Origin of the sequence: Xanthomonas sp. CFBP 7698, assembly GCF_003600855.1 — a bacterium.
GTDB lineage: Bacteria > Pseudomonadota > Gammaproteobacteria > Xanthomonadales > Xanthomonadaceae > Xanthomonas > Xanthomonas cannabis.
The window spans coordinates 1-25,196 of the sequence record NZ_PRDN01000009.1 but is presented as its reverse complement, the minus strand read 5'-3'; the positions used below and the strand labels follow the sequence as shown (position 1 = coordinate 25,196).

Here is a 25,196-nt window from a genome sequence, read left to right as displayed (position 1 = left end):
AAGTCTCACCAACTTCACACAACAGTTCTGCCCGCTTCATCCCTCTCTTGCAGCCGTGCCGCTAGCATCGCGCTACCTTTCATAGTGATCGGGCGCGTTGTAATGATGGGCGTGCCCGGCAGGAGACTTTCATGCGCGCAGCCATCCACACCCAGTTCGGCGATCCGGCCAAGGTGCTTGAACTCGCAGAACGCCCCACGCCGCAGCCTGGCAAGGGCCAGGTCCGCATTGCGATGCGGCGTTCGCCGATCCACAATCACGACCTGTGGACGGTGCGCGGCAACTACGGCTACAAGCCCGAACTCCCGGCGATCGGCGGCAGCGAAGCGGCCGGCGTAGTCGACGCACTCGGCGGAGGCGTTGAAGGCCTGCAGGTTGGCCAGCGCGTGGTCGCGGCCGGCGTGCACGAAAGCTGGGCGGAGTTCTTTCTCGCCGATGCAAGCGGCGTTGTCCCGCTGCCCGACGGACTAGACGACGATCGCGGCTGCCAGCTGATCGCCATGCCGCTGAGCGCGTTGATGTTGATCGAGTTTTTGCAGGTCGAAAAAGGCGACTGGATCGTGCAGAACACCGCCAACGGCGCGGTCGGCAAGACGGTCGCCATGCTCGCTGCGGCGCGCGGCATCAACGTGATCAATCTGGTGCGTCGCGATGCCGGCGTGGATGAACTGAAAGCGCTGGGCATCGGGAACGCGGTGTCGACTGCGCAGGACGGTTGGCAAGACTCCGTTCGCGCGCTGGCCGGCGACGCGCCCATCGTGCGCGCCATCGACTCGGTCGCCGGCAAGGCGGCAGGCGAGCTGATGGGCCTGCTGGCCGAAGGCGGCGAGCTGATTTCCTTCGGCTCGATGACCGGCGAACCGCTGCAGATTTCCAGCGGCGATGTCATCTTCAAGCAGGCCACGGTCCGCGGCTTCTGGGGCAGCAAGGTCATGCAGGCCACCAAACCCGAGGACAAGCGCCGCATGATCGGCGAACTGCTCAAGGCCGCTGTCGACGGTACGCTGGCACTGCCGGTGGAGGCCGTGTTCGACCTGGCCGATGCGGCCAAGGCAGCCGCCGCCAGCGCCGAGCCGGGGCGCGGCGGCAAGATCCTGTTGCGCGCCGGCTGAGCAGCTGCACACGGTAGTCCAATGGTCCTCCCTTCTCCCGCCTGCGGGGGAAGGTGCCCGAAGGGCGGATGGGGGAGACGCGGCGTCGCCCAAACAAACGCACGTCGTGCATCGCCAGGCGCCAACCAAGGCGCGGCGGCAAGATCCTGATGCGCGCCGGCTGCGCACCCGCACACGGTAGTCCAATAGTCCTCCCTTCTCCCGCTTGCGGGGGAAGGTGCCCGAAGGGCGGATGGGGGAGACGCAGCGTCGCCCAAACAAACGCACGTCGTGCATCGCCAGGCGCCAACCAAGGCGGCGGCAAGATCCTGTTGCGCGCCGGCTGAGCAGCCGCACACGGTGGTCCACTGGTCCTCCCTTCTCCCGCTTGCGGGGGAAGGTGCCCGAAGGGCGGATGGGGGGACGCGGCGTCGCCCAAGCAGACGCATGTCGCGCATTGCCAACCAACCTGCCAAGCGCCAACCAGCCCGCCACAGCCGCCATGCAGCACCCGCCTCGGGTCCATGCCGTTACCCTGCCGACGGCGCACGCCTGCATACCGCAGTTCAGTCGGGCATCCCCGCACGGGGTCAGGCGGTCACCCCGCCAAGCGCACGCATGCAAGCAACCAGACCCAAGCGCAAGGCGGCCTTATGCCGGCTCGTCGGGCACCAGCTCCATTTCCAGCCGGATGATGCAGTCCTTGATCTGCAGCTTGCGCTTCTTCAACCGCTTCATCTGCAGCTCGTCTTCCAGATTTGCAGGCATGCGCTGGATCTCCTCGTCCAACGCGCGGTGGGCGCGTCGCAACTCGGCGATCTGCTCGACGATCTCGGCGGGTAAGAGGGTGTCCACGCCCCGAGCATACACAACCTACGGCGACGCGCGTCACCCGCGCTTGCCAAGCGGCTGCAGGCTGCGACAATGCCCGCGCGCCCTCGGGGAAACGGCGGCGCACCTCATTCCATCATTGCCGCGCGGCTACGGCCGTCGAGAAAGGAGTCTTACGATGCGTCTGTATTCGTCCCTGCTGGCCCTGGGCCTGCTCACCGCCGCCAACCTGGCCAGCGCCGCCGAAGTCGCCAAGTACGACGGCTTTTTGTGCTGCAACCTGCGCACCGACGGTAGCTGGATCAGCGACAGCAACTACGCCGAAGACGGCAAGCGCGTGCTCCCGGTGGGCACCCCGGTCAGCGTCACCGGCTTTGGCCGCAACCGCGTCAACCTCAAGATCGCCGGCGAAAAGCAGTCCATCGGCAACGACTACAGCCGCGACCTGGACAACACCGCCTTCGCCGCCCGCTATGTCGTCACCGCCGACCCCAAGCTCAAGCTCGCCACCTTCCCGCCCAAGATCCGCCAGGCCATCGTGGACGGCAAGCTCACCGGCGGCATGACCCGCGAGCAGGTGCTGATGGCGGTCGGCTACCCGATCAGCAGCGAAAACCCCAACCTGGAAGCGTCGCTGTGGCGCTACTGGCGCGACAGCTTCTCCGAGTACCAGGTGCAGTTCGGCCCCAGCGGCAAGCTGGTCAAGGTGACCGCCGATCCGCAGTTGATGAACCTGATCTGGGTACAGTGAGGCGCAACGAGCGCAAACGCCGCCCGGCAGCGCCGTTGCTGCCGGCAGCGTCTCGACGCACCGTTCAACGCCTGGGAGAAGGCACGCCATGCACAAAGCAGAGTTGATCATCCCGCCTGATGCACTGGCCGACCCGGATGCGTTCGAGATCCTGCGGCTATGGGCCGCGCACGAGCAACTGCACGTCAGCATCGACAGCGGTCTGGGCGGCGGGGCAGAGGATTTTGGCGAACTGCTGGCCGACCTGTTTGAGCATGCCTCGCGCATGTTCGCCCAGCGCGACCGTATGCCGCTGGCCCAGTGCCGCACGTTGATGCTGGACGATTTCCTGCGGCGCGTCGCCGATCCAACCGGTAGCCGGGAGGGAGCCATTCCCCCGGAGCATTAGCAGTGTCGTTGACGCCCGCGCGGTGCGGGGTGGGCGTCAGCCTCGCCACCGTTGGCCCTGCCCAGCGTGGTCGAGCTGCAAAGCGCATCCTGGCATCTCATCATGGGGCCTGCTGGTACGTATCGCTCCCCGCCTGCCGATGCGCGGCGCAGATGCCGACGTCATGGGTTGCCCTAGCCACCACCTTCAAGAGAGCGCCATGCAGAGAGATCCTGTTCTATATCCCAAAGACGACAACGGCGACACCCTGTGGCACATCGCCCAGCAGGGAGTGGACCTGACCAAACCCAGGGAGATCGATTTTTCGGTGGTCTTCCCCACCAAGGAATCGGCACTGGAGTTCTCGGTAGCCATGCTCCGCTGCGAGCAAAAGGTGTGCTGTCGTCATTACCCGGAAAACACCGCCTTCCCCATGGACGTCACCGTGTACCCGACCATGGTGCCGACGTACAAGGCCATCGTTGCGTTCGAAGAGGAGCTGGCGTCACAGGCCACGCCGTTGGGCGGCTATAACGATGGCTGGGGATTTTCGGAGCAGTAGAACGCAGCGGTTGCAGCTTCCCCACGCCTGCATGCCTCCGGCATAGAAGGCAAGCGCGTTTTCATCCTGTCGAGAGAGGCGTTCGTGACAAATCCATACGATTCTTCGCCGGTCCATACATCGATCTCGTCGCTCAACGACACCATGGTGACCACCGCGCTGGAACTGCCGGGTTACCGGATCGTGCGCAACCTAGGCTTGGTGCGCGGCATCACCGTGAGGTCGCGCTCCATCGTGGGCAATTTCTTCGGCAGTCTGCAGACACTGTTCGGCGGCAACATCACCATCTACACCGAACTGTGCGAGCAAGCGCGTTCGGAAACGTATTGCGACATGGTGCAGCATGCCAGGCAGCTGGGCGCGAACGGCATCATCGCTGTTCGGTATGACGCGACCGAGTTAATGGCAGGGCTGACTGAAGTGCTTTGTTATGGCACCGCGGTTGTGGTGGAAGCACAAGACAACTGAAAACGCGCTACGTACATTGACCGGGAAAGAACAAGGTCAGATGCCGACTTCCTAATGGATGGACACGCTGGCCGAATAGAGTTGCCTGATGGATATATTGGTTCCCTTTGCTTTTGTAGCCGCGCTCTTCGGCGTGCAATACTACTTTCAATCCCGACGCGACAAGCCGCCCAGCAAGGTCGAGCGATTATTCGCTGGCATCTGGCTTCTGATAAGGCGCGTGTCCTGCTTCGGCGTGGCGCTTTGCTTATGGGGCGGCGGCAGCATCTTGATCTATCGAATCGTCGTCGGGGCAGCTCCGGTTTCGTCGGTCTTGTGGTTAGGAGTTCTGGTGCCCATCGGCTATCTCTTCGTCCACTGGGGGATTTACGGACGAGGCTACCGGAAGTACGACATCCTTGACGATAAGCCAGTCCATGAAGAACGAAAGAAGAGATACGGATGGCGTTGGTAACGCCGGTGCGATGGAAAACGCTTCCGCATCAGCGTGCTGACTGCGGCACGCGTCGCAGCTGCGAGACGTCGTAACCCATTGCGGCAATACGTTGAACGGCCTGTTGATAGTCGGCCTCTGAAACCTGCGGGGTGCGCGCCATGTACCAGACGTAATCACGCTTGCTGCGTGCCACGATGGTCTGCGCATAATCTGCATCGCGCCAGGCGATTACATACTCGGCCTTGAACGGCCAGAGGAACTGCATGCTCCACAGTGCGCCATTGCCCTCCTTTGCCACTTGGCCGACCGGATGCATGGACTTGAGCGGCGCCTGGAAGCTGCCCTTGCGAAACGTGAAGGTGGTCTGGATGCGGCCGTCCGGCCGCAGCGCATAGCTCTCCACCGCGTCATAGGCCTTGCGCTCCGGCCGGGTCGGAATATGCGCGATCACATACCAATCGCCCATGAAGCGCGGCACGTCCACGTAGTCTGCGCGGGGCAGCGCAGGACACGGCTCGTTCGCGCTTGCGCTCCCGTAAACGGCGAGCGTCAGTAAGAGCAGCATCGAGCTCCGGCGCATGGCAATCTCCATCTTTGAACGTAGTTCAATAAGCTACGTAGCGGCACTGCAGACGGATGCAGTGGGCGAGATATCGCATACCGGCGACGCAGGTCGAGGCTGGCTGATGACCATCGTAGCGGCCATAGCGTGAGCGCCATCATCGCTATTGACGTTGGGCAGTATGAGGTTAGCCGCCCGAGCCCCAAGCCCTGCCGGGCTGATAATGGCGAGCAGCCTGCAACTGCGTTTGCTGAAGAGCCTGCGTGATGGTGTACTCACCGCGTATTGGGGGATGCAGTGCATCAGGCGCAAATCAGGCTTGCCGGGCTTGACGAAAACTTTGCTGAGAACGTGGCCGGAGGCCGCAACATTGAACGATGGAGCTTTACGTGTGAAAAATTTACCGCAGTTTGTGTTCGCAACCCTCTTGATATGGATTGGGCCCGCTTACAGCGCCACGCAGGAAGACTTCACCTCTCGCGTTGGCGAGGTCGCCGCAACGTATGAACGCCTGGCCAGATCGCCCGAAGCGCAGCTACTGATCGAACAAGGCCGCAAGAGCCAGGTCAACGCGCGCTTGAAGGCCCTGGTGCCTGACAATGAAAAGACGGTAATCGACTATTTCGTGCTGTCGAACATGCTCTATCGCTCCGATATTCCTACGAGCGATGCGTACATGAAGACAGCGGAGAGGGCGCTACCAAACAATCCTCTCATTCTGTTTGAGCGCGCAATGCACGAACATCGTGCTGGACATTGTGCGGCCGCACTTCCGCTGTACGAGAGGGCCAGCCGATCGTTCAAGGGCAAGCAACGTCCGGCCACACTGTGGGCATACGTCACCCATTGCCACTTGATGCTTGGTGATGCCGCTGGCGCGATTTCTGCTTGGGAAAAAGTGGAATTTCGGGAAAACCATACGGCGATCGAAAAGGCGATGTACGAGATTTTCTCGAAAGCCAACCCGGATGCCGAGCGAGAGCAACTGATCCAGTCCATCATGGCTGGTGATGCAGGTGGCGTCTGCGAGCTCATCAAGCTGGACAAAAACTGGGAGATCGATTGGTGGAATACGAAGGAACAAGCCGACTTTCTCAAGCACGACATTGCACTGATCAGGGGTTTGGCCAAACACAACAACAAGATCGATCTCGCCGCAAGACTCTGCATTGAAGCAGTCGCTCTCGATGACCAGGCATTTCGGGACTATGTGTCTTCAGCGGGGTACTGGGGGAATCGATTTGCGCTTCCGGAAGATCCTGCTGCAACGTATAGATTGATCAGCCAGTTGAACGAGCGGAAGTTGGCGACCCCGGTTGAGATCCTGGAGCGCTACGGAGCGTTGCTGGAAGCCCGGCATCAGCAGGCGCCCGACGACCGCTCGACGCTGGACCTGCTCGCCTTTCTTTACAGCGCGAATGGTCGCAAGGAAAAATTGAAGGGCCTGGACCTGTATGGCTGGAAGACGCTACACATCCAGAACTATGCGCTGAGCTATGTCAAAGGGCTGGCCGAGACCGATCCCGATTACCAGCATGCTGTGGCCGAGGCCGCACGCGACTTCCCGGACAGTACCGAACTCCAACGGCTCAACCTTGTCCTGCATAGTGAACCAAGCGACGGGCTGACCTATCTGATGCTCTACGTGGCGTCGCAGTTCCCCAATGTCGAAGAGCATTTGACCGGTCGCTACCGTCTGAACGACTTCATGGCCGCCTTGAAGAACGAGAGTGCTGCATTGCGCCAACGATCGAAAATGACGGAGCCTTAAGATTCAGGATCTGCCCATCGGATCGCGGGCAAGGGCTCGGTCGTCATGGCAACCATTGACCGGTGTGCATTCGCCCGGAAGAAATGATCTCGAATGCATTCCCGGCGATCGACGAGATGACCCGATCCTACGGGTCGCAGCACAAGACGCCAGCCCAGCCGTCACCAAGGCGATACCGCCTGCTCCCCATACGGATAAATTGTCGCGATCTTGCCATCGGCGTCGTGCTGCAGCGGGGTCATCTTGATGCTGCGCAGATGCGTCTGGCCTTGCGACAGGCTGGCGTCGTGATAGAACAGATACCACTGGTCGTCAAAGGCGCAAATGGAGTGATGCGTGGTCCAGCCGACCACCGGTGCGAGTAGCACGCCTTGGTAGACGAATGGGCCATAGGGTGAATCGCTGGTGGCGTAGCAGATCCGGTGGGTGTCGCCGGTGGAATACGACAGGTAATACCGGCCGGCGTGACGATGGACCCAGGGGCCTTCGAAGAAGCGGCGGGCGTGGTCGTCGGCGCGGAGTGGGGCGCCGTGTTCGTCGAGGATGACGATCTCGCGGGTGGGCTCGGCCAGTTCGGTCATGCTGTCGTGTAGGCGCGCCACGCGTGGGCCGAGTGCGGGCGCGTCGCCTACCGGCTCCTGATGCGTATCCGCATAGGCGTTGTTGCGGTAGTGCTGCAGTTGGCCGCCCCAGATGCCGCCGAAATACAGGTAATGCGTGCCATCGTCGTCGGCGAACACGGCCGGGTCGATCGAGTAGGTGCCGGCAATGGGCTCGGGTTCGGCGACGAACGGGCCTTGCGGTTGGTCGCCTACCGCAACGCCGATCTGGAAGATGCCGTCGGCGCGCTTGGCCGGGAAATACAGGTAGGTCTTGCCGTTGCGTTGCGCCGCATCCGGTGCCCACATCTGGCGCTGTGCCCAGGGCACGTCGCGCACATGCAGCACTTGGCCCAGGTCCTCGACCGCTGCATCGGGATGCTCCATGCGAAACACGTGGTAGTCGGCCATGTCGAAATGCGAGCCGTCGTCGCTGAAGGCCACGCCGGCATCGATGTCGTGCGAGGGATAGATGTACAACGCGCCGTCGAACACATGCGCAGACGGGTCGGCGGTATAGAGGTGGGTGACCAGCGGTGCGGAAATGGCGGTGCGCGTCAGCGCCTGCAGTGCAGCGGCTTCCAGTTCATCGGACATGCGCGTACCTGTGCATGAGGTGGGAGAGAGAGATCATGGCGAAGCGGATGGAGTGGCCCGGCGGCGCGCGCCCAGCTCGTGTTCGATGCGGGTTTCCAGTGGTTTGTCGATTTCGTACAGCGCCAGCAGCGCGGTGCCGAGCAGGAACGGGAGGGAGGCATACACGCTGATGGCCAGACGGATGCCGTCGGTGACCGCCGCGCTTTGCTGGGGCAGTGCTGCGTCATAGCCGTAAAACGCCAGGATGCCGGCGACCAGTGCGCCGCCCACGCTCAGGCCGATCTTCAGGCCGCACAACATCGCCGAAAAGATGATCGCGGTGGCGCGGCGGTGGTTCTTCCACTCCGAGTAATCGGCCACGTCGGCGATCATCGCCCACAGCAGCGGGATGGTGATGCCGTAGAAAAATCCGTGCAGCACGTAGGAGGCGAATACCCAGCCAATCGCATCCGGCGGATACACGTAGAACGCCAGCAAAAACAGCGTGGAAATCAACAGTGCGCCGCCGAACACATTGCGCTTGCCATAGCGATCCGCCAGGCGCTTGGAAAAGCCGATGCCCACGATCATCGCCAGGATGCCGCCGGCACTGAACACGCTGAAGGCCGAGGTCGGTGCGTCCTGCGGCCATTGCAAGGCGCTCATGCCGGCGCCGGTCAGCACACTGTTGATGGCAGCGATGAAGCGGTTGAAGCCGGCGGCGTCGAGAAAGTGGGTCAGCGCACCGGCGTCGAGGTAATACTTGAAGTAGTAGATGTACATCCCGCCCTTCATGGCGAGATTGATGAACACCAGGATGGTGAGTGCCAGCATCACCAGCCAGGGTTTGTTGCGGACCAGGTCGGTCAGGTCCTGGCGCACGCTGCTGCGGTGTTCGGTGATTGGCAGCACGCGCTCGCGCGTGGTGAAGAAGGTGATCAGAAAGCACAGCGTGCCGACCGCGGCGAACAGCGCCATGGTGTTGCGAAAGCCTTGCGCCTTGTCGCCATTGCCCAGGATCAGCACCAGCGGCAGCAGCAACACCTGGATGATGAACTGCGCGAGGGTCACCGCCAGAAAACGATACGCAGACAGGCTGTTGCGCTGCTCCATGCTGCCGGTGAGCACGCCGCTCAATGCCGAATAGGGCAGGTTGTTGGCCACGTAGACCAGCATCAGCAAGGTGTAGGTGGCGAAGGCATAGGTGATCTTGCCGTGCTCGCCGAGGTCGGGCGTGTTGAACGCCGCCAGCGACAATGCGCCGAAGGGCAGTGCCGTCCACAGGATCCACGGACGGAACTTGCCCCAGCGGGTACGGGTGCGATCGGCCAGGATGCCGATGATGGGCGTGAACACGAACGCGCCGAGCAGGCCGACCACGAAGATCAACGTGGCCGCCGCGCTCGCCGGGATGCGGAACACATCGGTGTAGAAGAACGCCAGGAAGGTGACCAGCGTCTGGAAGATCAGATTGGCCGCCAGGTCGCCCAGGCTGTAGCCGATCTTTTCGCGCACGGAGAGCTGCTGTGACCGATCGTTCATGAGGTGGGGCGGGCTCGATGAGTGCTGCGGAAAACGCCGCGGCGCGCGCCATGCCTGCTGCCGCAATCCAGCCGGATCGCGGCAGCAGGCATGGCGGCTGAAGTGTCCAGCAAAACCGTGCGCGCCGTCGCCAGGGAGGAGGCGACGGCGCGCGCTGTGCCGCCAGCCCGCGCGCCTGCGGTGGAGCGGCCGCACCGGCCCGGCACCCGCGTCGTCATGGCGAGGCGCACGCTCAGAACGTACCGCGGATGCCGAGCATCACCGTGCGCCCGGGCTCGTACAGATCGTAGGTTGCGTTGGGCCAGGCGTAGGTGGTGCGCAGCGGCTCGTCGGTGATGTTGGTGACGTTGAGGGTGATCTGCGGCTTGGACGGCAGCCAGTCCAGCGCATAGCTGGCCGACAGATCCAGCTGGCCGCGTGCATCGGCGTTGAGGCGCGCGTACGGGATGCCGTTCTGGTTGGCGCCGGAGATCACCATGTCGTCGTTCCAGGTGTAGGACAGGCGCACCGAGGCGGCGTTCTTTTCCCAGTACACGGTGCCGTTCCACAGGTTCGGCGCCACCCCGACCGCCACTGCCGGGATGCCTTCGCCTTCGGAGGATTGGGTGACATGCGTGTAGTTCACGCTGAAGCCCATGCCGTCGACCAGCTTGTCCAGCGGCTGCACCCAGATCGCCTCGGTGCCGCGGATATTGAGCACGCCCTCGGCATTGACCTGGGTCTGCACGTCCACCGTGGCGGCGTTCGGGCCACCGCGCTGGTCCAGGCCGGCCTGCTGGATCGGCAGCAGGCTCTCGTACGGCACGCCCAGGTCGTTGAACGGAATGCGCCGCACGCCATTGACGGTGAAGCCGCTGATGCGCTTGTTGAACAGCGTCAGGCCCACATAGCCCTCGCCGCCGGTGTACCACTCGCCGCCGAAATCCACGTTGGTGGACAGGTACGGCGCCAGGTTCGGATTGCCCTGCGTTGCGGTCTGTGCGGAGGGGTCGCTAAAGTTGGTGTTGGGCAACATCGCGCTCGGGTCCGGGCGGGTGAGCGTGCGCGAGCTGGACAGGCGCAGCACCACATTGTCGGCCACATCCCAGGCCGCGTTGAACGAGGGCAGGGTTTCCTTGTAATCCGAGTCCAGCACCTGGATGCGGCGGATGCCGTTGATGGTGACCGGGCCGGTGATGGTCTGGTCGGTGGTGACATAACGCACGCCGGCGTTGATGCGCAGGGTGCGGTTCCACACTTCGGTTTCGGCGTTGGTCTCGATGTAGAACCCCAGGTTCTTCTCGCGGATGCCGCCGGCCGAGGCGCCGGTGTTGGCGGAGTTGGTTTCCGGTGCGGAATCGCGCAGCGGGTAGTAGTTGGTGTCGCGCAGGAAACGGTCGAAGTCGGCGGTGATGAAACCGTCCGGGCCGGGCGTCAGATACGTGGCCAGCACCGAACTCGGTACCGCCGAGCCAGGCCCGCCATTGCAGACGTTGCCGCCACCGCCGCGGCACACCACCTGTTCCCAGGCCACGCTGTTGTCGAAGCCGCGAATGGTGCGCTCGGCCTGGTCGTAGGCTGCGCCGATCTTGATGTTGCGCTTGTCTTCGCCGAACTGCAGGTCGGCGCGTGCGCCACGCGTTTCGGTCACGCGTTTTTCGTTCTGGATATTGACCCGGCCACCGCTCCAGCCCCAGCCCAGGTTGGGGTCATTGAGATCCAGCGGGCTGCTGATCGAGGGGCGGTCGCCGCCCTGGTTGCGATAGTCCACGGTGGTGAACGGCGAGGTGACCAGGATGCTGGGCGATTCGCGGTCAAGCCAGCTGCGGGTGGCGTTGGCCTGCACGTTGAGCTTGATGTCCTGCTCGGCACCGAACAGCAGCTCTGCGCCGGGATTGACGCTCCAGAACTTGACGTTCTCGCGATACGGGCGCGCTTCCAGAAAGTACTGCGCATTGGCAAAGGTGGCGCTGGTGACCACGTTGTTCTGGTCCAGCTGCATGCCCAGCGGAATCATGTTGCCGTTGCGGCCGATCAGATTCATGCTGATCCGCTCGGTGGTGCGTTTGGCTTCGGAATACAGTGTGTCCAGATAGAAATGCAGGCTGTCGGAAGGGCGCCATTCCAGCGACATCACCGAGGCATCGCGGTCGCGATCGCCATCCATGTAGACCTGGCGGCCTAACCGCGGAATCAAGGCATCGCTGATCTGGTCGATGCTCAGGCCCGGGTTGCGTGCCAGCAGCCACGCGGCATCGATGGTTTCGCCGGTGGTGAGGCCGTTGCCGGCGGTGGCCGGCACGCGGTCGGGAATGCGCCAGTTGCCGCCGCCGTTGACGTTGCAGGCGGCCGGTTGATTGGTGGCCGGCGTGCCCGCCGGCGGGGTGAGGCCGCACTGGGTGTAGGTCAGGCCGGGGTTGGTCCAGCCCACGCTCTCGAAGCCGCGCACGCCGAGCTTGCTGCGCACCGAGGCCACGCCGAACAACGCGCCGAGCGTGCCTGCCTCGTTGGTCCAACTGCCCATGAAGGCGCCACGCGGGGTCGTCTTCTCGCTGGTGCTGTTCCAGTCGGCCTGCGCCTGGTAGGTGAAGTGCACACCGGGGCGATCGAACGGGCGCGCGCTGCGCATGTCCACCACACCGGAGACGCCGCCTTCGAGCATGCTCGCGGTGGGCGTCTTGCTCACGGTGAGCTGGGTGAAGAATTCGGTGGGGAACAGGTTCAGATCGACTTCGCGATTTTGGTTCTGCGCGTTCAGGCCGATCGAGGCGGTGGCGATGCTGGAGCCGTTGAGCGTGGTCTTGGTGAAGCTGGTGCCCAGGCCGCGGATGGCGATGTTGAGGCCTTCGCCGTTGACGTCGCGCGCCAGCTGCACACCGGGAATACGGTTGAGCGACTCGGCGATGTTCATGTCCGGAAATTTGCCGATGTCTTCGGCAAACACGGTATCGGCAAAGCCGACCGAATCGCGCTTGGCGTCGGTGGAAAACTGGATGCTGCGTCGGTAGCCGGAGACGGTGACGGTGTCGAGCTGGGTCACCGCGTCGTTGCTGCCTGCCGGGTCCGGCGGCGGTGGCGCGGCGGTGGCATCGGTGGATTGTGCCCAGGCGGCAGCGCTGGTCATGCCCAGCAGGATGGACCCCAACGCGCAGGACAACGCGGTATGTGCGTAGCTGTTCTTCACCGTAATCCCTTCCCTAACAGGTGAGCAGATGTCCCACGCATCGCCCCGGCGCAGGGAGTGCCGCTGCCTGGAATCGGCGCGGCGATGGTGCGGTGGGGAGACGGGCGATCAGTGGCGCTGGATGTTAGCGCTACCAAATTCAGAACATCACGCTGCAGGGCAGCATAGTTGTGGGGGCATGGCCGCAAGCAGCCCGCGCGAGCAACAAAGCCAGCGCCCAGACGCATGCATACGGTGGCGCAGTGCTGCACTGCGCGATGGATTTATCGCAATGCCGTGGTAATGGTAGCGCTATCACCGGTGGCGCAAGGCCACCTTCGTGCAGGTGCAGTGGCCGATGAATCGAACCGAAAAACGCGGCAGCGATACGCCCGGCTGGCAGCTGGCTGGCTTACGCATGCACAACGCCCTGCACCCTGTGCAGGCCGCAGGCGGTCCGCTGCGGTGGTGCAGGCCACACGCATGAGCGAGCTGCCCACCGTTGCGCCTGTCACTGCGTCGGCACGGCTGGGCCGGGTGCGCTGGCGCGTGTGCGCCTTGCTGCTGGCGGCCACCACCATCAACTATGTGGATCGCCAGGTGCTGGGCGTGCTGGCGCCATTCTTGCAGACCCAGATCGGCTGGAACGAGATCCAGTACGGCTACATCGTCACCGCGTTCCAGGCTGCCTATGCGTTGGGGCTGTTGTGCAGCGGCGCGGTGATCGACCGTTTCGGCACGCGGCTCGGGTATGCGTTGGCGATCGGGGTGTGGAGCCTGGCGGCAATGGGCCATGCATTGGCGACCAGCGTGGTGGGCTTTGCGATTGCGCGGTTTTTCCTGGGGTTGGGGGAGTCGGGCAATTTTCCTGCTGCGCTCAAGACGGTGGCCGAATGGTTCCCCCGGCGCGAACGCGCGCTGGCCACCGGCATCTTCAATTCCGGCTCCAACATCGGTGCCATCGTTGCGCCATTGCTGGTGCCGGTGATCGCCACCGCGTGGGGCTGGCAGGCAGCGTTCCTGTTCACCGGCGTGTTGAGTGCCACCTGGCTGGTGGTGTGGTGGCTCACCTATCACCCGCCCGAACAGCAGCCCGGCCTGTCGCCAGCGGAACTGGCGCATATCCGCAGCGATGTCCACGAGCCGGTGCAGGCACGGCTGTCGTGGTTGCAGGTGCTGCGGCATCGGCAGGCCTGGGCGTTCGTGCTGGGCAAGTTCATCACCGACCCGATCTGGTGGTTCTTCCTGTTCTGGCTGCCCAAGTTCCTGCATGCCGAATATGGTTTGAGCCTGCTGCAACTTGGCGCGCCATTGATCGTGATCTTCGTGCTGGCCGATATCGGCAGCATCGCGGGCGGCTGGGTGGCCGGGCGCTTCATCGCGCGCGGCTGGAGCGTCAACCGCGCGCGCAAGACCGCCATGCTGATCTGCGCGGTGTCAGTGGTGCCGATCGTGTTTGCCGCACGTGCGGACAACCTGTGGCTGGCGGTGGCGCTGATCGGCCTGGCAACCGCTGCGCACCAGGGCTGGTCGGCCAATCTGTTCACCCTGCCCTCGGACATGTTTCCGCGGCATGCGGTGGCCACCGTGGTGGGCATCGGCGGGTTTGCCGGCGCGGTGGGCGGCATGCTCATTGCCACCTTCATCGGCTTTTTGCTACAGGCGACCGGAAGTTATGTGCCGGTGTTCCTGATGGCAGGGTCGGCCTATCTGCTGGCGCTGGCAATGGTGCACTCTCTGGTGCCGCGACTGGACCCGGCGCAGCTGCCGGCGACCACTGCCACGCCTTCTTCGTCCTGAGGAATCATCATGCATCTGCGCCCGTTCACCCTGGCCCTGTTGTTGGCGGCAAGCCTCGCACCGACCGCGCAGGCCGCGCCATTGGCGGCCGGTGCATCCAAGTTTCTGGGCAGCGCCTATAGCCCGCAACAGCATGCGGGGTTTGCACAGTACTGGAACAAGCTCACTCCGGAGAACGGCGGTAAATGGGGCACGGTGGAAGCGGTGCGCGACCAGATGGACTGGAGTGCGCTGGACACCGCGTACCGGTTCGCAAAGGCCAACGGCCTGCCATTCCAGATGCATGTGATGGTGTGGGGCAACCAGCAGCCGGAATGGATCAAGACCCTGCGCCCGGCCGAACAGCGGCGCGAGATCGAGCAGTGGTTTGCCGCCGTGGCGCAGCGCTACCCGGAGATCGATCTGCTGGAAGTGGTCAATGAGCCGCTCAACGACCCGCCAAGCAAGGCCGATACCGGCGGCGGCAATTATCTGCAGGCGCTCGGCGGCACTGGCGACAGCGGCTGGGAATGGGTGCTGCAGTCGTTCCGGCTTGCGCGCCAGCACTTTCCGCAGACCAAGCTGATGCTCAATGACTACAGCATCACCAACAGCGCGCAGGCCACGCAGAAGTACCTGCACATCGTGCAGCTGCTGCAGCGCGAGCGCCTGGTGGATGCGATCGGCATCCAGGAGCACGCCTTCGAGACCACGCCGAACGTGGCGATGTCGGTGCACCGCACCAATCTCGATGCGCTGGCCGCCACCGGCCTGCCGATCTATATCACCGAGTTCGATCTGGACGGGCCCACCGATGCGCAGCAGCTGGCCGATTACCAGCGCGTGTTTCCGGTGTTCTGGGAGCACCCTGCAGTGCGCGGCATCACGCTGTGGGGATTTCGCCCCGGGCTGTGGCGGGATAAGGAGGCCGCGTATCTGGTGCGCGGCGACGGCAGTGAGCGGCCGGCCATGACCTGGCTACGTGACTACGTGGCCGCCCATCCCGGCACGCCGGCGCCATGATGCGCTGCGCCGGTTGCCTTGCATGTTTTCCATTCTGCCTGGTGTCCTGATCCATGCCTGCTTCCTTGCCCCTCGCATTGCACGACGACCGCCTGTTGCCTGCCGACCCCGGCACGCGGGCGATCGCGCGCAGGCTGTACACGCAGATCGCCAACCTGCCGATCATCAGCCCGCATGGCCACACCGACCCGGCGTGGTTCGCCGGCAATGCGCCGTTCGCCAACGCCACCGAGTTGCTGTTGGTGCCGGACCACTACGTGTTCCGCATGCTGTACAGCCAGGGCATCCGCCTGGATACGCTGGGCATTCCGCGTGCCGACGGCACGCGCGCGCCGGTGGATCCGCGCGCGGCGTGGCGCGTGTTTGCCGAGCACTACACGCTGCTGCGCGGCACCCCGTCGGCGCTATGGCTCAATCATGTGTTCCATGAGGTCTTCGATCTGCGCATCCGGCTGGATGCCGGCACCGCCGATCATTACTACGACCACATCACTGCTGCGCTGCAGACGCCGGGCTTTCTTCCCCGCGCGCTGTTTACGCGCTTCAACATCGAGGTGATCGCCACCACCGAATCGCCGCTGGATTCGCTGCAGCACCATGCGGACATTGCCGCCAGCGGCTGGCAGGGACGGGTGGTGACTGCGTATCGCCCCGACCCGGTGGTGGACCCGGAACACGAACAATTTGCCGGTGCATTGCAGCAGTTCGGCGCGCTCACCGGCGAGGACGTGCTGAGCTGGCCCGGCTATCTGCGTGCGCACCAGCAACGGCGTGCGTTCTTTGCCGCACACGGTGCCACCTCGACCGACCATGGGCACCCCAGCGCCGCCACCGCAGATCTGTCGCCTGCCGAGGCGCAGCGGCTGTTCGACACGGTGGTACGCGGTGCGGCCACGCCGGCGGAGGCCGAGTTGTTCCGCGCACAGGTGCTGACCGAAATGGCGGCGATGAGCCTGGACGATGGCTTGGTGATGCAGCTGCACCCAGGCTGTTTTCGCAATCACAACCGGCAGTTGTTCGACACTTACGGGCGCGACAAGGGTGCCGACATCCCGATGCGCACCGACTACGTGCATGCGCTCAAGCCGCTGCTGGATCGCTACGGCAACGATCCGCGTCTGCGCCTGATCGTGTTCACGCTGGACGAAACCAGCTACAGCCGCGAGCTGGCGCCGCTGGCCGGCCATTACCCATCGCTGCTGCTCGGCCCGGCATGGTGGTTCCATGACGCGCCGGAAGGCATGTGGCGCTTTCGCGAGCAGACCCTGGCCAGCGCCGGGTTCTACAACACCGTGGGCTTCAACGACGACACCCGCGCCTTTTTGTCGATACCCGCGCGCCACGATGTGGCACGGCGCGTGGACAGTGCGTTCCTGGCCAAGCTGGTGGCCGAACATCGGCTGGAGGAAGACGAGGCGATGGAGGTGGCGATGGATCTTGCGTATCGGCTGCCCAAGCAGGCGTACAAGCTGTGAGGCAGCCGCTGCGTGGCCGGTGCGCGCGCGGGCGCGAGCGCATTGCAGCGGCACCGACGCGCGCTGCGGCACGCAGTGGCGCGCAACGGCAGCCGGCGTCATGACAGCGGCACACCCTGCACCTGTAGCAGCGCGGCGCATCGCGGCCAGGTGGGCGTGCATGACAGGACGCGTGCTCGCCTGTGTCTGCTTGGCACTGCCCGCGCTCGACGCCCTCGCGCAGACCGGCGCCCCGCGCGAGCGGGTGTCGCTCAATGCGCAATGGCGCTTTCAGCGTGGCGACCCGCCAGGCAACCCGGTGGTGCTCGATTATGCGGCCCGCCCCCAGGTCAACGGCAGCGACGACGGCAAGGTGGCCGATGCGCGCCCGGATCAGGCGCAGCCGCTGCAATCCACCGCCAAGGATGTGCTCAGGCCATGGATCCTGCCGACCGCCAATGCGCTGATCGCCAACCAGGCACAACGCCACCAACGCCCGCCCGGCCATCCGGGCAGCAACGTGGCCTATGTGCAGGCGCAGTTCGACGACAGTGCATGGCAGCTGGTGAACCTGCCGCACGATTGGGCGATTGCCGGGCCGTTTCTGGTCGATGGTCCGTACGGCGGCATGGGACGGTTGCCGAGCTGGGGAATTGGCTGGTATCGCAAGACGCTGGATATTCCGGCCAGCGACCGCGGCCGCTCGCTGTTTCTCGATCTCGATGGCGCAATGGCGTACGCCACGGTCTGGTGCAATGGTCAGCTGGTAGGCGGCTGGCCGTATGGCTACAGCTCCTGGCGGGTGGATCTGACGTCTTGCCTGGTCGCTGGCGGCGTCAACCAGCTGGCGATCCGGCTGGACAACCCGCCCGACTCGGCGCGCTGGTATCCCGGTGGCGGGCTGTATCGCAATGTGTGGCTGACCAGGACCGCGCCGTTGCATATCGCGCACTGGGGCACGCAGCTGACCACGCCGCAGGTGTCGGCCGCTGCAGCACAGGTGCAGCTGGCGGTGACGCTGGACAACGCCGCACCCACCACCGCACAGGCGCAGGTCAGCACCGCGATCTACGTGCTCGACGCAGCCAGCGGCACACGCACCGGCGAGGCGGTGGCGCGCATCGCCGCGCTGCCGGTGGAGGTGCCTGCCGGCGGTCACGCACGGGTGCAGGGCACCGCGCACATCGATGCGCCACGCCTATGGGGCCCACCGCCCACCCAGCAGCCGCATCGCTATGTGGCAGTGACCGAGGTGCGCCAGAACGGGCAGCTGGTGGATCGCTACGAGACACCTTTTGGCATCCGCGCCATCGTCTTCGATGCCGACAAGGGACTGCTGGTCAACGGCGAACAGGTGCCGATCCGCGGCGTGAACAATCACCATGATCTCGGCGCACTCGGTGCGGCATTCAACGTGCGCGCCGCCGAGCGCCAACTGCAGTTGCTGCAGCGGATGGGCGCCAATGCCATCCGCATGAGCCACAACCCGCCCGCGCCGGAGCTGCTGGAGCTCACCGACCGCATGGGCCTGCTGGTGGTGGATGAAGTGTTCGACAGCTGGGAAATGAAGAAGACCCCGCTCGATTTCCATCTGGTCTTTCCGCAATGGCACGAGCCGGATCTGCGCGCGATGCTGCGGCGCGACCGCAATCATCCGTCGGTGATGCTGTGGAGTGTGGGCAACGAGGTCGGCGAGCAATACACCGGCGAACAGGGCGCAGCGATCGCGCGCACGCTGCACGCCATCGTGCATGAGGAAGACCCCACGCGCCCGGCCACGGTGGCGATGAACTACGCCTCGCCCGAAATGCCGCTACCGGCGGCGCTGGATGTCATCAGCCTGAATTACCAAGGCGAAGGCATTCGTGATGCGCCCGAGTTCGAAGGCACCGAGCGTATTCGCAAGCCGCCGCAGTATCCGGCGTTTCATGCGCGGTTTCCGCACAAGGCCATCCTCAGCAGCGAGACAGCCTCGGCGCTGAGCAGCCGCGGCGTGTACCTGTTCCCGGTCACCCCGGACACTAGCGCACCGGTGCGCGATGGGCGCGGTGGCGATTCGGCCGTGCATCAGGTCAGCGCGTACGAGCTGCATGCGGTGGACTTCGGTTCCAGCGCCGACAAGGTGTTTGCCGCGTTGGACACGCACCCTTATGTCGCCGGCGAATTCGTCTGGACCGGCTTCGATTACCTGGGCGAGCCCACGCCGTACTACAGTTCGCGCAGCGCGTACTCCGGCACTTTCGATCTGGCCGGTTTTCCCAAGGACCGCTACTGGCTATACCAGGCGCGCTGGCGCCCGGAGCTGCCGATGGCGCACCTGCTGCCGCACTGGACCTGGCCCGGGCGCGAAGGCCAGGTCACACCGGTGCATGTGTTCACCTCCGGCGACGAGGCCGAGCTGTTCGTCAACGGCATCTCGCAGGGGCGCAAGCGCAAGGGCGCACTGCAGTACCGGTTGCGTTGGGATGCGGTGGTGTACCAGCCGGGCGAATTGCGCGTGCAGGCCTACAAGCACGGCAAGCCCTGGGCCGACGATCGCGTGCTCACGGCCGGGCCGGCGGCGCGCATGCAGGTGAGCCCGGACCGCAGCCGCATCGAGGGCGATGGCCGTGACCTGAGCTTTGTCACCGTGCGCTTGCTGGACCGCGACGGGCGGCCGGCGCCCACCGCCGGCGACCGCCTGCGGTTTCGCATCGAGGGCCCGGGCGAACTGGTGGCCACCGACAATGGCGATGCAACCAATCTGGAGTCGTTTGCCTCAGCGCAACGCAACGCCTTCAACGGGCTATGCCTGGCGATCGTGCGCGCCACGCCGGGCGGGCGCGGCACGATCACGCTGCATGTGGAATCGGAGCACCTGGATGCCGCGCAAGCCCAGATCGTCGTGCAGTGAGGCTGAGCCTGTGAGGCACCCGCTGCAGCACCGCAATGCAACCCAACCAGGCACAACGCCATGCCGTACCTGATCACCTTGCTGCGAAGCGCATTCGCCGCCGTTGCCATTCTCGTTGCCGCTCCGGCATGGGCGCGCTGCGACACGCCCGGCACCTCGCTCAAGCTGGCGTACGCCGACGGCTTTCTGCTTGGCACTGCCGTCAATGCCGACATCGTGTCCGGCAAGGACGCCACCTCCGCGGCGTTGGTGACATGCCATTTCACCGCGGTGACGCCGGAAAACGTGATGAAGGCCGAGGTCGTTGCGCCGCGTCGCGGCGAACTCGACTTCACCGCCGCCGATGCGTTTGTGGACTATGCGCAACGCAACGGGTTGTTCGTGGTCGGCCACACGCTGGTCTGGCACAACCAGACCCCGGCCTGGTTTTTTGTGGGGACGCGCGGCGCGGCAAACACCCCGGCCGCACAGATCGAGCGCATGCGCGCACATATCGAGCAGGTGGCAGGCCGTTATGTCGGCAAGGTGCAGGCCTGGGATGTGGTCAACGAAATCATCGACGAAGACGGCAGCTACCGTTCGACCAACTGGGTGCAGCGCGTTGGCGACGGCGACACGGTGGTGCGCAATGCCTTCGCCTTCGCGCAGCGTTACGCACCGGATGCGGAGCTCTACTACAACGACTTCAATGCCTGGCGGCCGGCCAAGCGCGAGGGCATCGTGCGCATGGTCAAGATGCTGCAGCAGGCCGGCATCCGTATCGATGGCGTCGGCATGCAGGGGCACTGGGGGCTCAATTACCCCAGCCTGCGCGATATCGAGGACGCCATCGACGCCTACGCCGCGCTCGGCATCAAGGTCATGATCACCGAGCTCGACGTGGACGTGCTGCCGCTTACCCGCGAAGGCCAGGTCATCGGCACCGGGCTTGCGCACGCGCAGTTCCAGTTGCCGGAGTTCAAGCGCTTCCTCGACCCCTACCGCGATGGCCTGCCGCCGCAGGTGCAGGCACAATTGCGCGATCGTTACGCCGAGCTGTTCGCGCTGTTCTGGCGCAAGCGCGACAAGCTCGCCCGCGTCAGCGTCTGGGGCGTGAGCGACGGCATGTCGTGGAAGAACGATTACCCCGTGCCTGGCCGCACCAATTACCCATTGCTGTTCGACCGCAACCACCAGCCCAAACCGGCACTGGAGGCGGTGCTGGCAGTGCCGGCCTCGGCCGCTCCCTAGTCGCGTCTGCCAGCGTGCGCAGGGACCTTGCACGGGCTTGATGGCATGATGGACCCACCTGATTGTCCGGACCCTCCGATGCGCTTGCCGCCCTATCTGTTGTTGGCTGTTCCGTTGCTGGCGATCGTCGCCGCCTGCGCCAGGAAGGATCCGCCGCCGCCGCGCTTCCCGGCCATCGGGCATGTGGACACCTTCGACCGCAGCTTCGCCGATGTGGTTGCCAGCGATGCGCGTATCGAAAAGCTCACCGAGGGGTTCACCTGGTCCGAAGGCCCGGCATGGGTGCGCGACGGAGGCTACCTGCTGTTTACCGACGTGCCGGAAAACAAGCTGTATCGCTGGTCCGAACAGGCCGGCCTGTCGGTGTTGCTGTCGCCGTCCGGCTATACCGGCCCGGAGCAGGCCACGCTGCGCGAGGCCGGTGCCAACGGGCTCTACGCCGAGCCGAGCGGCACCGTGCTGCTGGCCGATTCCGGTACCCGCATCGTGGCCCGGCTCGACCCGGTCACGCGCAAGAAGACCCCTCTGGCCACCCGCTTCGAGGGCAAGCGCTTCAACAGTCCCAACGATGTGGTGCGTCGCAGCGACGGCGTGGTGTTCTTCACCGATCCGCCGTATGGCCTGAAGGATCTGAACAACTCGCCGGTCAAGCAGCTGCGCTTCAACGGCGTCTACCGGCTGGACACCGACGGCAGCGTGCATCTGCTCGACGACAGCCTGAGCTTTCCCAACGGCATCGCGCTTTCGCCCGATGAGCGCACCTTGTACGTGTCCAACTCCGACCCGGAGCGACCGATCTGGATGGCGTATGCGCTCGACACCCAGGGCGCCGTCACCGGCAAGCGCGTGTTCGCCGATGCCTCGGACCTGGTGGCCAAGGACGCGCCCGGCCTGCCCGACGGCATGGCGGTCTCTGCCGACGGCCACCTGTTCGCCACCGGCCCGGGTGGGGTCATCGTATTCAACCCGGCCGGCCAGCGCCTGGGGCGCATCGAGACCGGCGAAGCCGTCTCCAACTGCGCCTTCGGCAACGACGGCCATACGCTCTACATGACCTCGCACGCGATGCTGGCGCGCGTGCGCGTCAAGGCGTTGGGGCTGCAGTTCGCCAAGTAGCTCGCCAGAGTCAGGCAACCTGTCGTGAGATCGCCAGATGGGCACAGAAGCGCTGGCGATCCACGCAGCACGTGGTCCGACTGCGATGCCGCATGACTGCGTTGAGTTTTCGCGCGTCCTTGAATTTCCTGGCCCAGGAATCTAGACTCGCGTCCAAGTGGACTGGGGGTTCCCGGTCGGCGTCATAGCCTCGGTGAGATCACCGGGGCTTTTCGCTTTCCGGCGGTGGGAAAACCTTCAGGCCCCAGCCCGCGTAGTCGATTCCCAGCCTGCGCCGTCCTTCTTTGCAGAAAAATTTTTGCTGCAACACCTCGAACGCTCGATTGGGATGACCCGGCCGGAGTACCGACAGGCCAATGGGACGCGCCACCAAGTCTGCCAACTGCAAGCCGGACGAGTTGGCCTTCTTGTCCGCAAACACGATGTTGAAGGGCAACTGCAGGCCCCAGCGGTTCGCATCGTCGCAAATGCGCCTGAATTCAAGCTCCAGGTCACGGTCTTCTTTCTTGCCACGGCACTCGACCACCACATGAGTCGGAACCTTGTCTTGATGTTTTTCCTGCATCAGTTCGAACAGTGTCTCCAGACAGAACGCGAGCGCCAGATGATAGGGATTGTTGCCCATCTGCGATTTCTCCTTCAGCCGCGTCTTGTCGATGACGCAGCTGATCAGGATGAAATTGTGTGACTCGTTGATCGTGGTGAGTTCTTCGAGAAATGTCTGCTTTTCCACACGATCCGTGAATCGGAAATGTCCTTTTTCCTTGCGGATATCGTGCTCGTGGAGAATGACCACATCATGCCCGAAGTGCCGGAACTTGAAGGATTCGACCGCTGGTACCACGCGCTGTGCATAGTGTCTTTTGTGAAAAACACAAAACGCCAGCACAAACACCGGGTAATTGGGATCAATCGACTCCAGCCCGTGATCGCCACTCTCGTCGACGTAGACGATGTAGTTGCTGTAGTTTTCGTTGGGCGTGGCCAGCAGTGGCGGCGCCTCTGGCTTGCCTTCCATATGGACAAGCGGCAGTGAAAACTGGCCTGCCATCCCGGGCGTTGCCAGTGGTGGTCGGTCTGATCTGCGCTTGGCCATTGCCGCTCCTGCACGCCGCCTCGGAAAGACATGTCGGCGGATTGGCTACACGCCTGTCACCGCACGATGCTCATGCCTGAAGTTTCGCACGGCGGCGGGTCGGCGCGGACCTGCGCTATGGCGTCTGGCCGTCGTTCAGTACAAGCAGATCCTCCAGCTCCGGGCCACCGCCGCGGTTGGCGCTGCCGGCAGCCAGATACAGGCTGCCATCGACGGCTGCGGCCTGCGTGCCATGGCGCCCCTGCGGTAGCGCTGGCAGCGTTGTCCAGGCGGCGCGCTGCGGGTCGTAGGCTTCCACCTCGTCATGCGCCGTGACCTGCCGCAGGCTCTCGCCGCCGATGATCAGCAGCTTGCCGTTGCGTGCAATGGCACTGGTGCCGGCCCGCTGCGTCGGCAACGCGGCCGGCGCAACGGACCAGGTGCCGCGTTGAACGTCGTAGATATCCACTTCCGCAATCGTCTGCGCCAGGGTGTTGCCACTTTCGTGGGCCGACCTGCGTCCACCGGCGGCATACAGCTTTCCGTCGATCACGGCCGCATGGAAATGGTCGCGCGCGTGCGGCGCGTCCGCCAGCTGTGTCCACTGCTGGGTCCTGGTATCGAAGGCATCCAGCCACGGCACGTACCCGCTCATGTGCCCGCGCGTGTTGCCGCCGACCAGGTACAGCACGCCGGCATGCGCGACCGCGCCTGCGGCGCCGCGACGCCGATGCTGCGGGATTTCCGCGCCCGTCTGCCACGTGTCCGTTTGCGGATCGTAGATCAGCAGGTGGGTCAGCGATGCTTCTTCCGGGTAGTCGCCGGTGAAGCCGCCGACGAAATACAGCTTGCCTGCAGACACCACTGCCTGCGCGTGACTGACCATCAGCGGCGGTGCGCTGCCTTGCGACCAGCGACCTGTGCGGGTATCGAAGATCTCCAGCGGGCGCTGGTCGCGTCCACCGATCAGATACAGCCGCTCACCAATGGCAACCAGACTGTTCTCGTGGCGCGCATGCGGTTTGCCATGTGTGGCAACCGAGTGCCACTGCGGCGATGGCGCGGCGGTCTTGGCAGACGTAGCGTGTTCGGCCGCGATGCCGAGCACAGGCACGCAGCCAATGGTCGCGGCGAGCAGCCCCGTGCGGAGCGTGATGTTCAACAGTCGCATGAAGCGCTCTGCCAGTGGCCATGGCAGACCAGTGTAGCGACAGCGGCCACACGATCCAGCTGCACAAGCAGCCTGATCCGGTAGCAGTGTGCGCGTGGCGAGTTGCACGCATTGCGGCAGGTGCGCCCAGCCTCCAAGATGCCGGAGCCCAGCTGTTCCACTTCGTCCCGCAACATGGCCTGGTCCAGAGTTCCACCTGGAAGGGCGGCGATGAGCTGCGCCGCAAACCATTCGCCCGCATGCCGCATGCGGCATGCGGGCCGGTGACTGCGAGCTCTTCACGTGCAGCTGAACCGCGCTTGCGAACACTACGGTAAATCGACCCGGAGATGCGTGTGGCCATCACTCAAGCAAAGCAGGTTCTGCAAACCGCTCCACCCAAGGCGGTGGCTGCTGCCGCTGCGCGCGGCCTGCGCCTGCGTGAGCAGCATGGGCGCGGCGGCACCGCAATTGGCGTGGCGCGTGCGCGCGATCTCTCCGCGCAGAAGTCGCTGTCTGCACAGACCATTCGCCGCATGCATTCCTACTTCGCCCGACACAGCGTCGACAAGAACGGCAAAGGCTGGGCAGATGCCAAGGCCCCCTCGGCCGGCTACATCGCCTGGCTGCTGTGGGGCGGCGATGCAGGCCAGCGCTGGGCCGCACGTCTGCTCCAGCGTCTGGACGCAGGGGCGAGCAAGAAGGGGTAATCCCCCCACAGGTTAGCTGACGCCAGAAGTGGAATTTTCTCGTACCCTTTTCCGAGGAGGTTCCATGA

General features: G+C 64.4%; 21 protein-coding genes. 14 read left to right on the top strand and 7 right to left on the bottom strand.

Annotation, left to right across the window (positions count from 1 at the left end; genetic code table 11):
- Positions 1 to 131 precede the first annotated feature (131 nt).
- On the top strand, positions 132 to 1,112 hold the full coding sequence (locus XnspCFBP7698_RS20500; RefSeq protein WP_104581699.1) for a zinc-binding dehydrogenase: 981 nt from the start codon (positions 132 to 134) through the stop codon (positions 1,110 to 1,112).
- Positions 1,113 to 1,742: 630 nt separating this feature from the next.
- On the opposite strand, the gene XnspCFBP7698_RS20495 is transcribed toward XnspCFBP7698_RS20500, so the two are convergent.
- Positions 1,743 to 1,946, bottom strand: coding sequence for a YdcH family protein (locus tag XnspCFBP7698_RS20495; protein WP_039408929.1), 204 nt, complete (start codon positions 1,944 to 1,946; stop codon positions 1,743 to 1,745).
- Positions 1,947 to 2,100: 154 nt separating this feature from the next.
- On the opposite strand from XnspCFBP7698_RS20495, the gene XnspCFBP7698_RS20490 reads away from it, so the two are divergent.
- The 5 genes from XnspCFBP7698_RS20490 (at position 2,101) to XnspCFBP7698_RS20470 (ending at position 4,524) form a co-directional block, all read left to right on the top strand.
- Positions 2,101 to 2,673 (top strand): hypothetical protein, encoded by a 573-nt coding sequence (locus XnspCFBP7698_RS20490; RefSeq protein WP_104581700.1) that lies wholly within the window; start codon positions 2,101 to 2,103, stop codon positions 2,671 to 2,673.
- A gap of 88 nt (positions 2,674 to 2,761) precedes the next feature.
- On the top strand, positions 2,762 to 3,061 hold the full coding sequence (locus tag XnspCFBP7698_RS20485) for a DUF5076 domain-containing protein (protein ID WP_104581701.1): 300 nt from the start codon (positions 2,762 to 2,764) through the stop codon (positions 3,059 to 3,061).
- Between the two features lie 199 nt (positions 3,062 to 3,260).
- A complete protein-coding gene (locus XnspCFBP7698_RS20480; protein WP_047694057.1) occupies positions 3,261 to 3,602 on the top strand; it encodes a ribonuclease E inhibitor RraB in 342 nt (113 codons plus the stop codon).
- Between the two features lie 144 nt (positions 3,603 to 3,746).
- The gene (locus tag XnspCFBP7698_RS20475) at positions 3,747 to 4,070 is read left to right on the top strand and encodes a YbjQ family protein (protein ID WP_199680254.1); all 324 of its coding nucleotides are present in this window, start codon (positions 3,747 to 3,749) and stop codon (positions 4,068 to 4,070) included.
- Positions 4,071 to 4,158: 88 nt separating this feature from the next.
- Positions 4,159 to 4,524 (top strand): hypothetical protein, encoded by a 366-nt coding sequence (locus tag XnspCFBP7698_RS20470; protein ID WP_123137720.1) that lies wholly within the window; start codon positions 4,159 to 4,161, stop codon positions 4,522 to 4,524.
- A 28-nt stretch (positions 4,525 to 4,552) separates the two neighbouring features.
- Here the strand turns inward: XnspCFBP7698_RS20470 and XnspCFBP7698_RS20465 are convergent, their stop codons facing one another.
- Positions 4,553 to 5,086 carry a lipocalin family protein gene (locus XnspCFBP7698_RS20465; protein WP_123137730.1) on the bottom strand — a complete coding sequence of 178 codons (534 nt, stop codon included), beginning with the start codon at positions 5,084 to 5,086 and terminating at the stop codon, positions 4,553 to 4,555.
- Positions 5,087 to 5,291: 205 nt separating this feature from the next.
- Here XnspCFBP7698_RS20465 and XnspCFBP7698_RS20460 point away from each other — a divergent pair, with 205 nt between their 5' ends.
- Positions 5,292 to 6,839 carry a hypothetical protein gene (locus XnspCFBP7698_RS20460; protein WP_104581704.1) on the top strand — a complete coding sequence of 516 codons (1,548 nt, stop codon included), beginning with the start codon at positions 5,292 to 5,294 and terminating at the stop codon, positions 6,837 to 6,839.
- A 161-nt stretch (positions 6,840 to 7,000) separates the two neighbouring features.
- Here the strand turns inward: XnspCFBP7698_RS20460 and XnspCFBP7698_RS20455 are convergent, their stop codons facing one another.
- The 3 genes from XnspCFBP7698_RS20455 to XnspCFBP7698_RS20445 all read right to left on the bottom strand — a co-directional run bounded on the left by XnspCFBP7698_RS20455 (position 7,001) and on the right by XnspCFBP7698_RS20445 (position 12,719).
- Positions 7,001 to 8,035, bottom strand: coding sequence for a glycoside hydrolase family 43 protein (locus XnspCFBP7698_RS20455; RefSeq protein WP_104581705.1), 1,035 nt, complete (start codon positions 8,033 to 8,035; stop codon positions 7,001 to 7,003).
- A gap of 33 nt (positions 8,036 to 8,068) precedes the next feature.
- On the bottom strand, positions 8,069 to 9,556 hold the full coding sequence (locus XnspCFBP7698_RS20450) for an MFS transporter (protein ID WP_123137719.1): 1,488 nt from the start codon (positions 9,554 to 9,556) through the stop codon (positions 8,069 to 8,071).
- A 232-nt stretch (positions 9,557 to 9,788) separates the two neighbouring features.
- The gene (locus XnspCFBP7698_RS20445) at positions 9,789 to 12,719 is read right to left on the bottom strand and encodes a TonB-dependent receptor (protein ID WP_184372347.1); all 2,931 of its coding nucleotides are present in this window, start codon (positions 12,717 to 12,719) and stop codon (positions 9,789 to 9,791) included.
- A 462-nt stretch (positions 12,720 to 13,181) separates the two neighbouring features.
- Here XnspCFBP7698_RS20445 and XnspCFBP7698_RS20440 point away from each other — a divergent pair, with 462 nt between their 5' ends.
- From XnspCFBP7698_RS20440 to XnspCFBP7698_RS20415, 6 genes are all read left to right on the top strand, one after another.
- The gene (locus tag XnspCFBP7698_RS20440) at positions 13,182 to 14,498 is read left to right on the top strand and encodes an MFS transporter (protein WP_199680249.1); all 1,317 of its coding nucleotides are present in this window, start codon (positions 13,182 to 13,184) and stop codon (positions 14,496 to 14,498) included.
- Positions 14,499 to 14,507: 9 nt separating this feature from the next.
- Positions 14,508 to 15,500 (top strand): endo-1,4-beta-xylanase, encoded by a 993-nt coding sequence (locus XnspCFBP7698_RS20435; RefSeq protein WP_104581708.1) that lies wholly within the window; start codon positions 14,508 to 14,510, stop codon positions 15,498 to 15,500.
- A 53-nt stretch (positions 15,501 to 15,553) separates the two neighbouring features.
- The gene (uxaC, locus tag XnspCFBP7698_RS20430; protein ID WP_104581709.1) at positions 15,554 to 16,975 is read left to right on the top strand and encodes a glucuronate isomerase; all 1,422 of its coding nucleotides are present in this window, start codon (positions 15,554 to 15,556) and stop codon (positions 16,973 to 16,975) included.
- Between the two features lie 160 nt (positions 16,976 to 17,135).
- Positions 17,136 to 19,847 (top strand): beta-galactosidase GalB, encoded by a 2,712-nt coding sequence (gene galB / locus XnspCFBP7698_RS20425; RefSeq protein ID WP_104581710.1) that lies wholly within the window; start codon positions 17,136 to 17,138, stop codon positions 19,845 to 19,847.
- Between the two features lie 60 nt (positions 19,848 to 19,907).
- Positions 19,908 to 21,077 (top strand): endo-1,4-beta-xylanase, encoded by a 1,170-nt coding sequence (locus tag XnspCFBP7698_RS20420; protein WP_104581711.1) that lies wholly within the window; start codon positions 19,908 to 19,910, stop codon positions 21,075 to 21,077.
- 78 nt (positions 21,078 to 21,155) lie between these two features.
- A complete protein-coding gene (locus XnspCFBP7698_RS20415; protein WP_047694008.1) occupies positions 21,156 to 22,193 on the top strand; it encodes an SMP-30/gluconolactonase/LRE family protein in 1,038 nt (345 codons plus the stop codon).
- 199 nt (positions 22,194 to 22,392) lie between these two features.
- On the opposite strand, the gene XnspCFBP7698_RS20410 is transcribed toward XnspCFBP7698_RS20415, so the two are convergent.
- Positions 22,393 to 23,289, bottom strand: a complete 897-nt coding sequence (locus tag XnspCFBP7698_RS20410; RefSeq protein WP_233549046.1) for a DUF3800 domain-containing protein — start codon at positions 23,287 to 23,289, stop codon at positions 22,393 to 22,395.
- Between the two features lie 115 nt (positions 23,290 to 23,404).
- Entirely contained in the window at positions 23,405 to 24,439 is a 1,035-nt protein-coding gene (locus XnspCFBP7698_RS20405; RefSeq protein WP_104581713.1) for a kelch repeat-containing protein, read from the bottom strand.
- Positions 24,440 to 24,774: 335 nt separating this feature from the next.
- On the opposite strand from XnspCFBP7698_RS20405, the gene XnspCFBP7698_RS20395 reads away from it, so the two are divergent.
- Positions 24,775 to 25,128, top strand: coding sequence for a hypothetical protein (locus XnspCFBP7698_RS20395; protein WP_233549045.1), 354 nt, complete (start codon positions 24,775 to 24,777; stop codon positions 25,126 to 25,128).
- Positions 25,129 to 25,196 lie beyond the last annotated feature (68 nt).

Coding starts and splice junctions, on each gene's coding strand:
- XnspCFBP7698_RS20465 (WP_123137730.1), bottom strand. CDS start 5,086: ATGCGCCGGAGCTCGATGCTGCTCTTACTGACGCTCGCCGTTTACGGG.
- XnspCFBP7698_RS20460 (WP_104581704.1), top strand. CDS start 5,292: ATGGCGAGCAGCCTGCAACTGCGTTTGCTGAAGAGCCTGCGTGATGGT.
- XnspCFBP7698_RS20410 (WP_233549046.1), bottom strand. CDS start 23,289: ATGGCCAAGCGCAGATCAGACCGACCACCACTGGCAACGCCCGGGATG.
- XnspCFBP7698_RS20455 (WP_104581705.1), bottom strand. CDS start 8,035: ATGTCCGATGAACTGGAAGCCGCTGCACTGCAGGCGCTGACGCGCACC.
- XnspCFBP7698_RS20405 (WP_104581713.1), bottom strand. CDS start 24,439: ATGCGACTGTTGAACATCACGCTCCGCACGGGGCTGCTCGCCGCGACC.
- XnspCFBP7698_RS20485 (WP_104581701.1), top strand. CDS start 2,762: ATGCACAAAGCAGAGTTGATCATCCCGCCTGATGCACTGGCCGACCCG.
- XnspCFBP7698_RS20470 (WP_123137720.1), top strand. CDS start 4,159: ATGGATATATTGGTTCCCTTTGCTTTTGTAGCCGCGCTCTTCGGCGTG.
- XnspCFBP7698_RS20475 (WP_199680254.1), top strand. CDS start 3,747: ATGGTGACCACCGCGCTGGAACTGCCGGGTTACCGGATCGTGCGCAAC.
- XnspCFBP7698_RS20440 (WP_199680249.1), top strand. CDS start 13,182: ATGAGCGAGCTGCCCACCGTTGCGCCTGTCACTGCGTCGGCACGGCTG.
- uxaC (WP_104581709.1), top strand. CDS start 15,554: ATGCCTGCTTCCTTGCCCCTCGCATTGCACGACGACCGCCTGTTGCCT.
- XnspCFBP7698_RS20420 (WP_104581711.1), top strand. CDS start 19,908: ATGCCGTACCTGATCACCTTGCTGCGAAGCGCATTCGCCGCCGTTGCC.
- galB (WP_104581710.1), top strand. CDS start 17,136: ATGACAGGACGCGTGCTCGCCTGTGTCTGCTTGGCACTGCCCGCGCTC.
- XnspCFBP7698_RS20450 (WP_123137719.1), bottom strand. CDS start 9,556: ATGAACGATCGGTCACAGCAGCTCTCCGTGCGCGAAAAGATCGGCTAC.
- XnspCFBP7698_RS20435 (WP_104581708.1), top strand. CDS start 14,508: ATGCATCTGCGCCCGTTCACCCTGGCCCTGTTGTTGGCGGCAAGCCTC.
- XnspCFBP7698_RS20480 (WP_047694057.1), top strand. CDS start 3,261: ATGCAGAGAGATCCTGTTCTATATCCCAAAGACGACAACGGCGACACC.
- XnspCFBP7698_RS20415 (WP_047694008.1), top strand. CDS start 21,156: ATGCGCTTGCCGCCCTATCTGTTGTTGGCTGTTCCGTTGCTGGCGATC.
- XnspCFBP7698_RS20500 (WP_104581699.1), top strand. CDS start 132: ATGCGCGCAGCCATCCACACCCAGTTCGGCGATCCGGCCAAGGTGCTT.
- XnspCFBP7698_RS20490 (WP_104581700.1), top strand. CDS start 2,101: ATGCGTCTGTATTCGTCCCTGCTGGCCCTGGGCCTGCTCACCGCCGCC.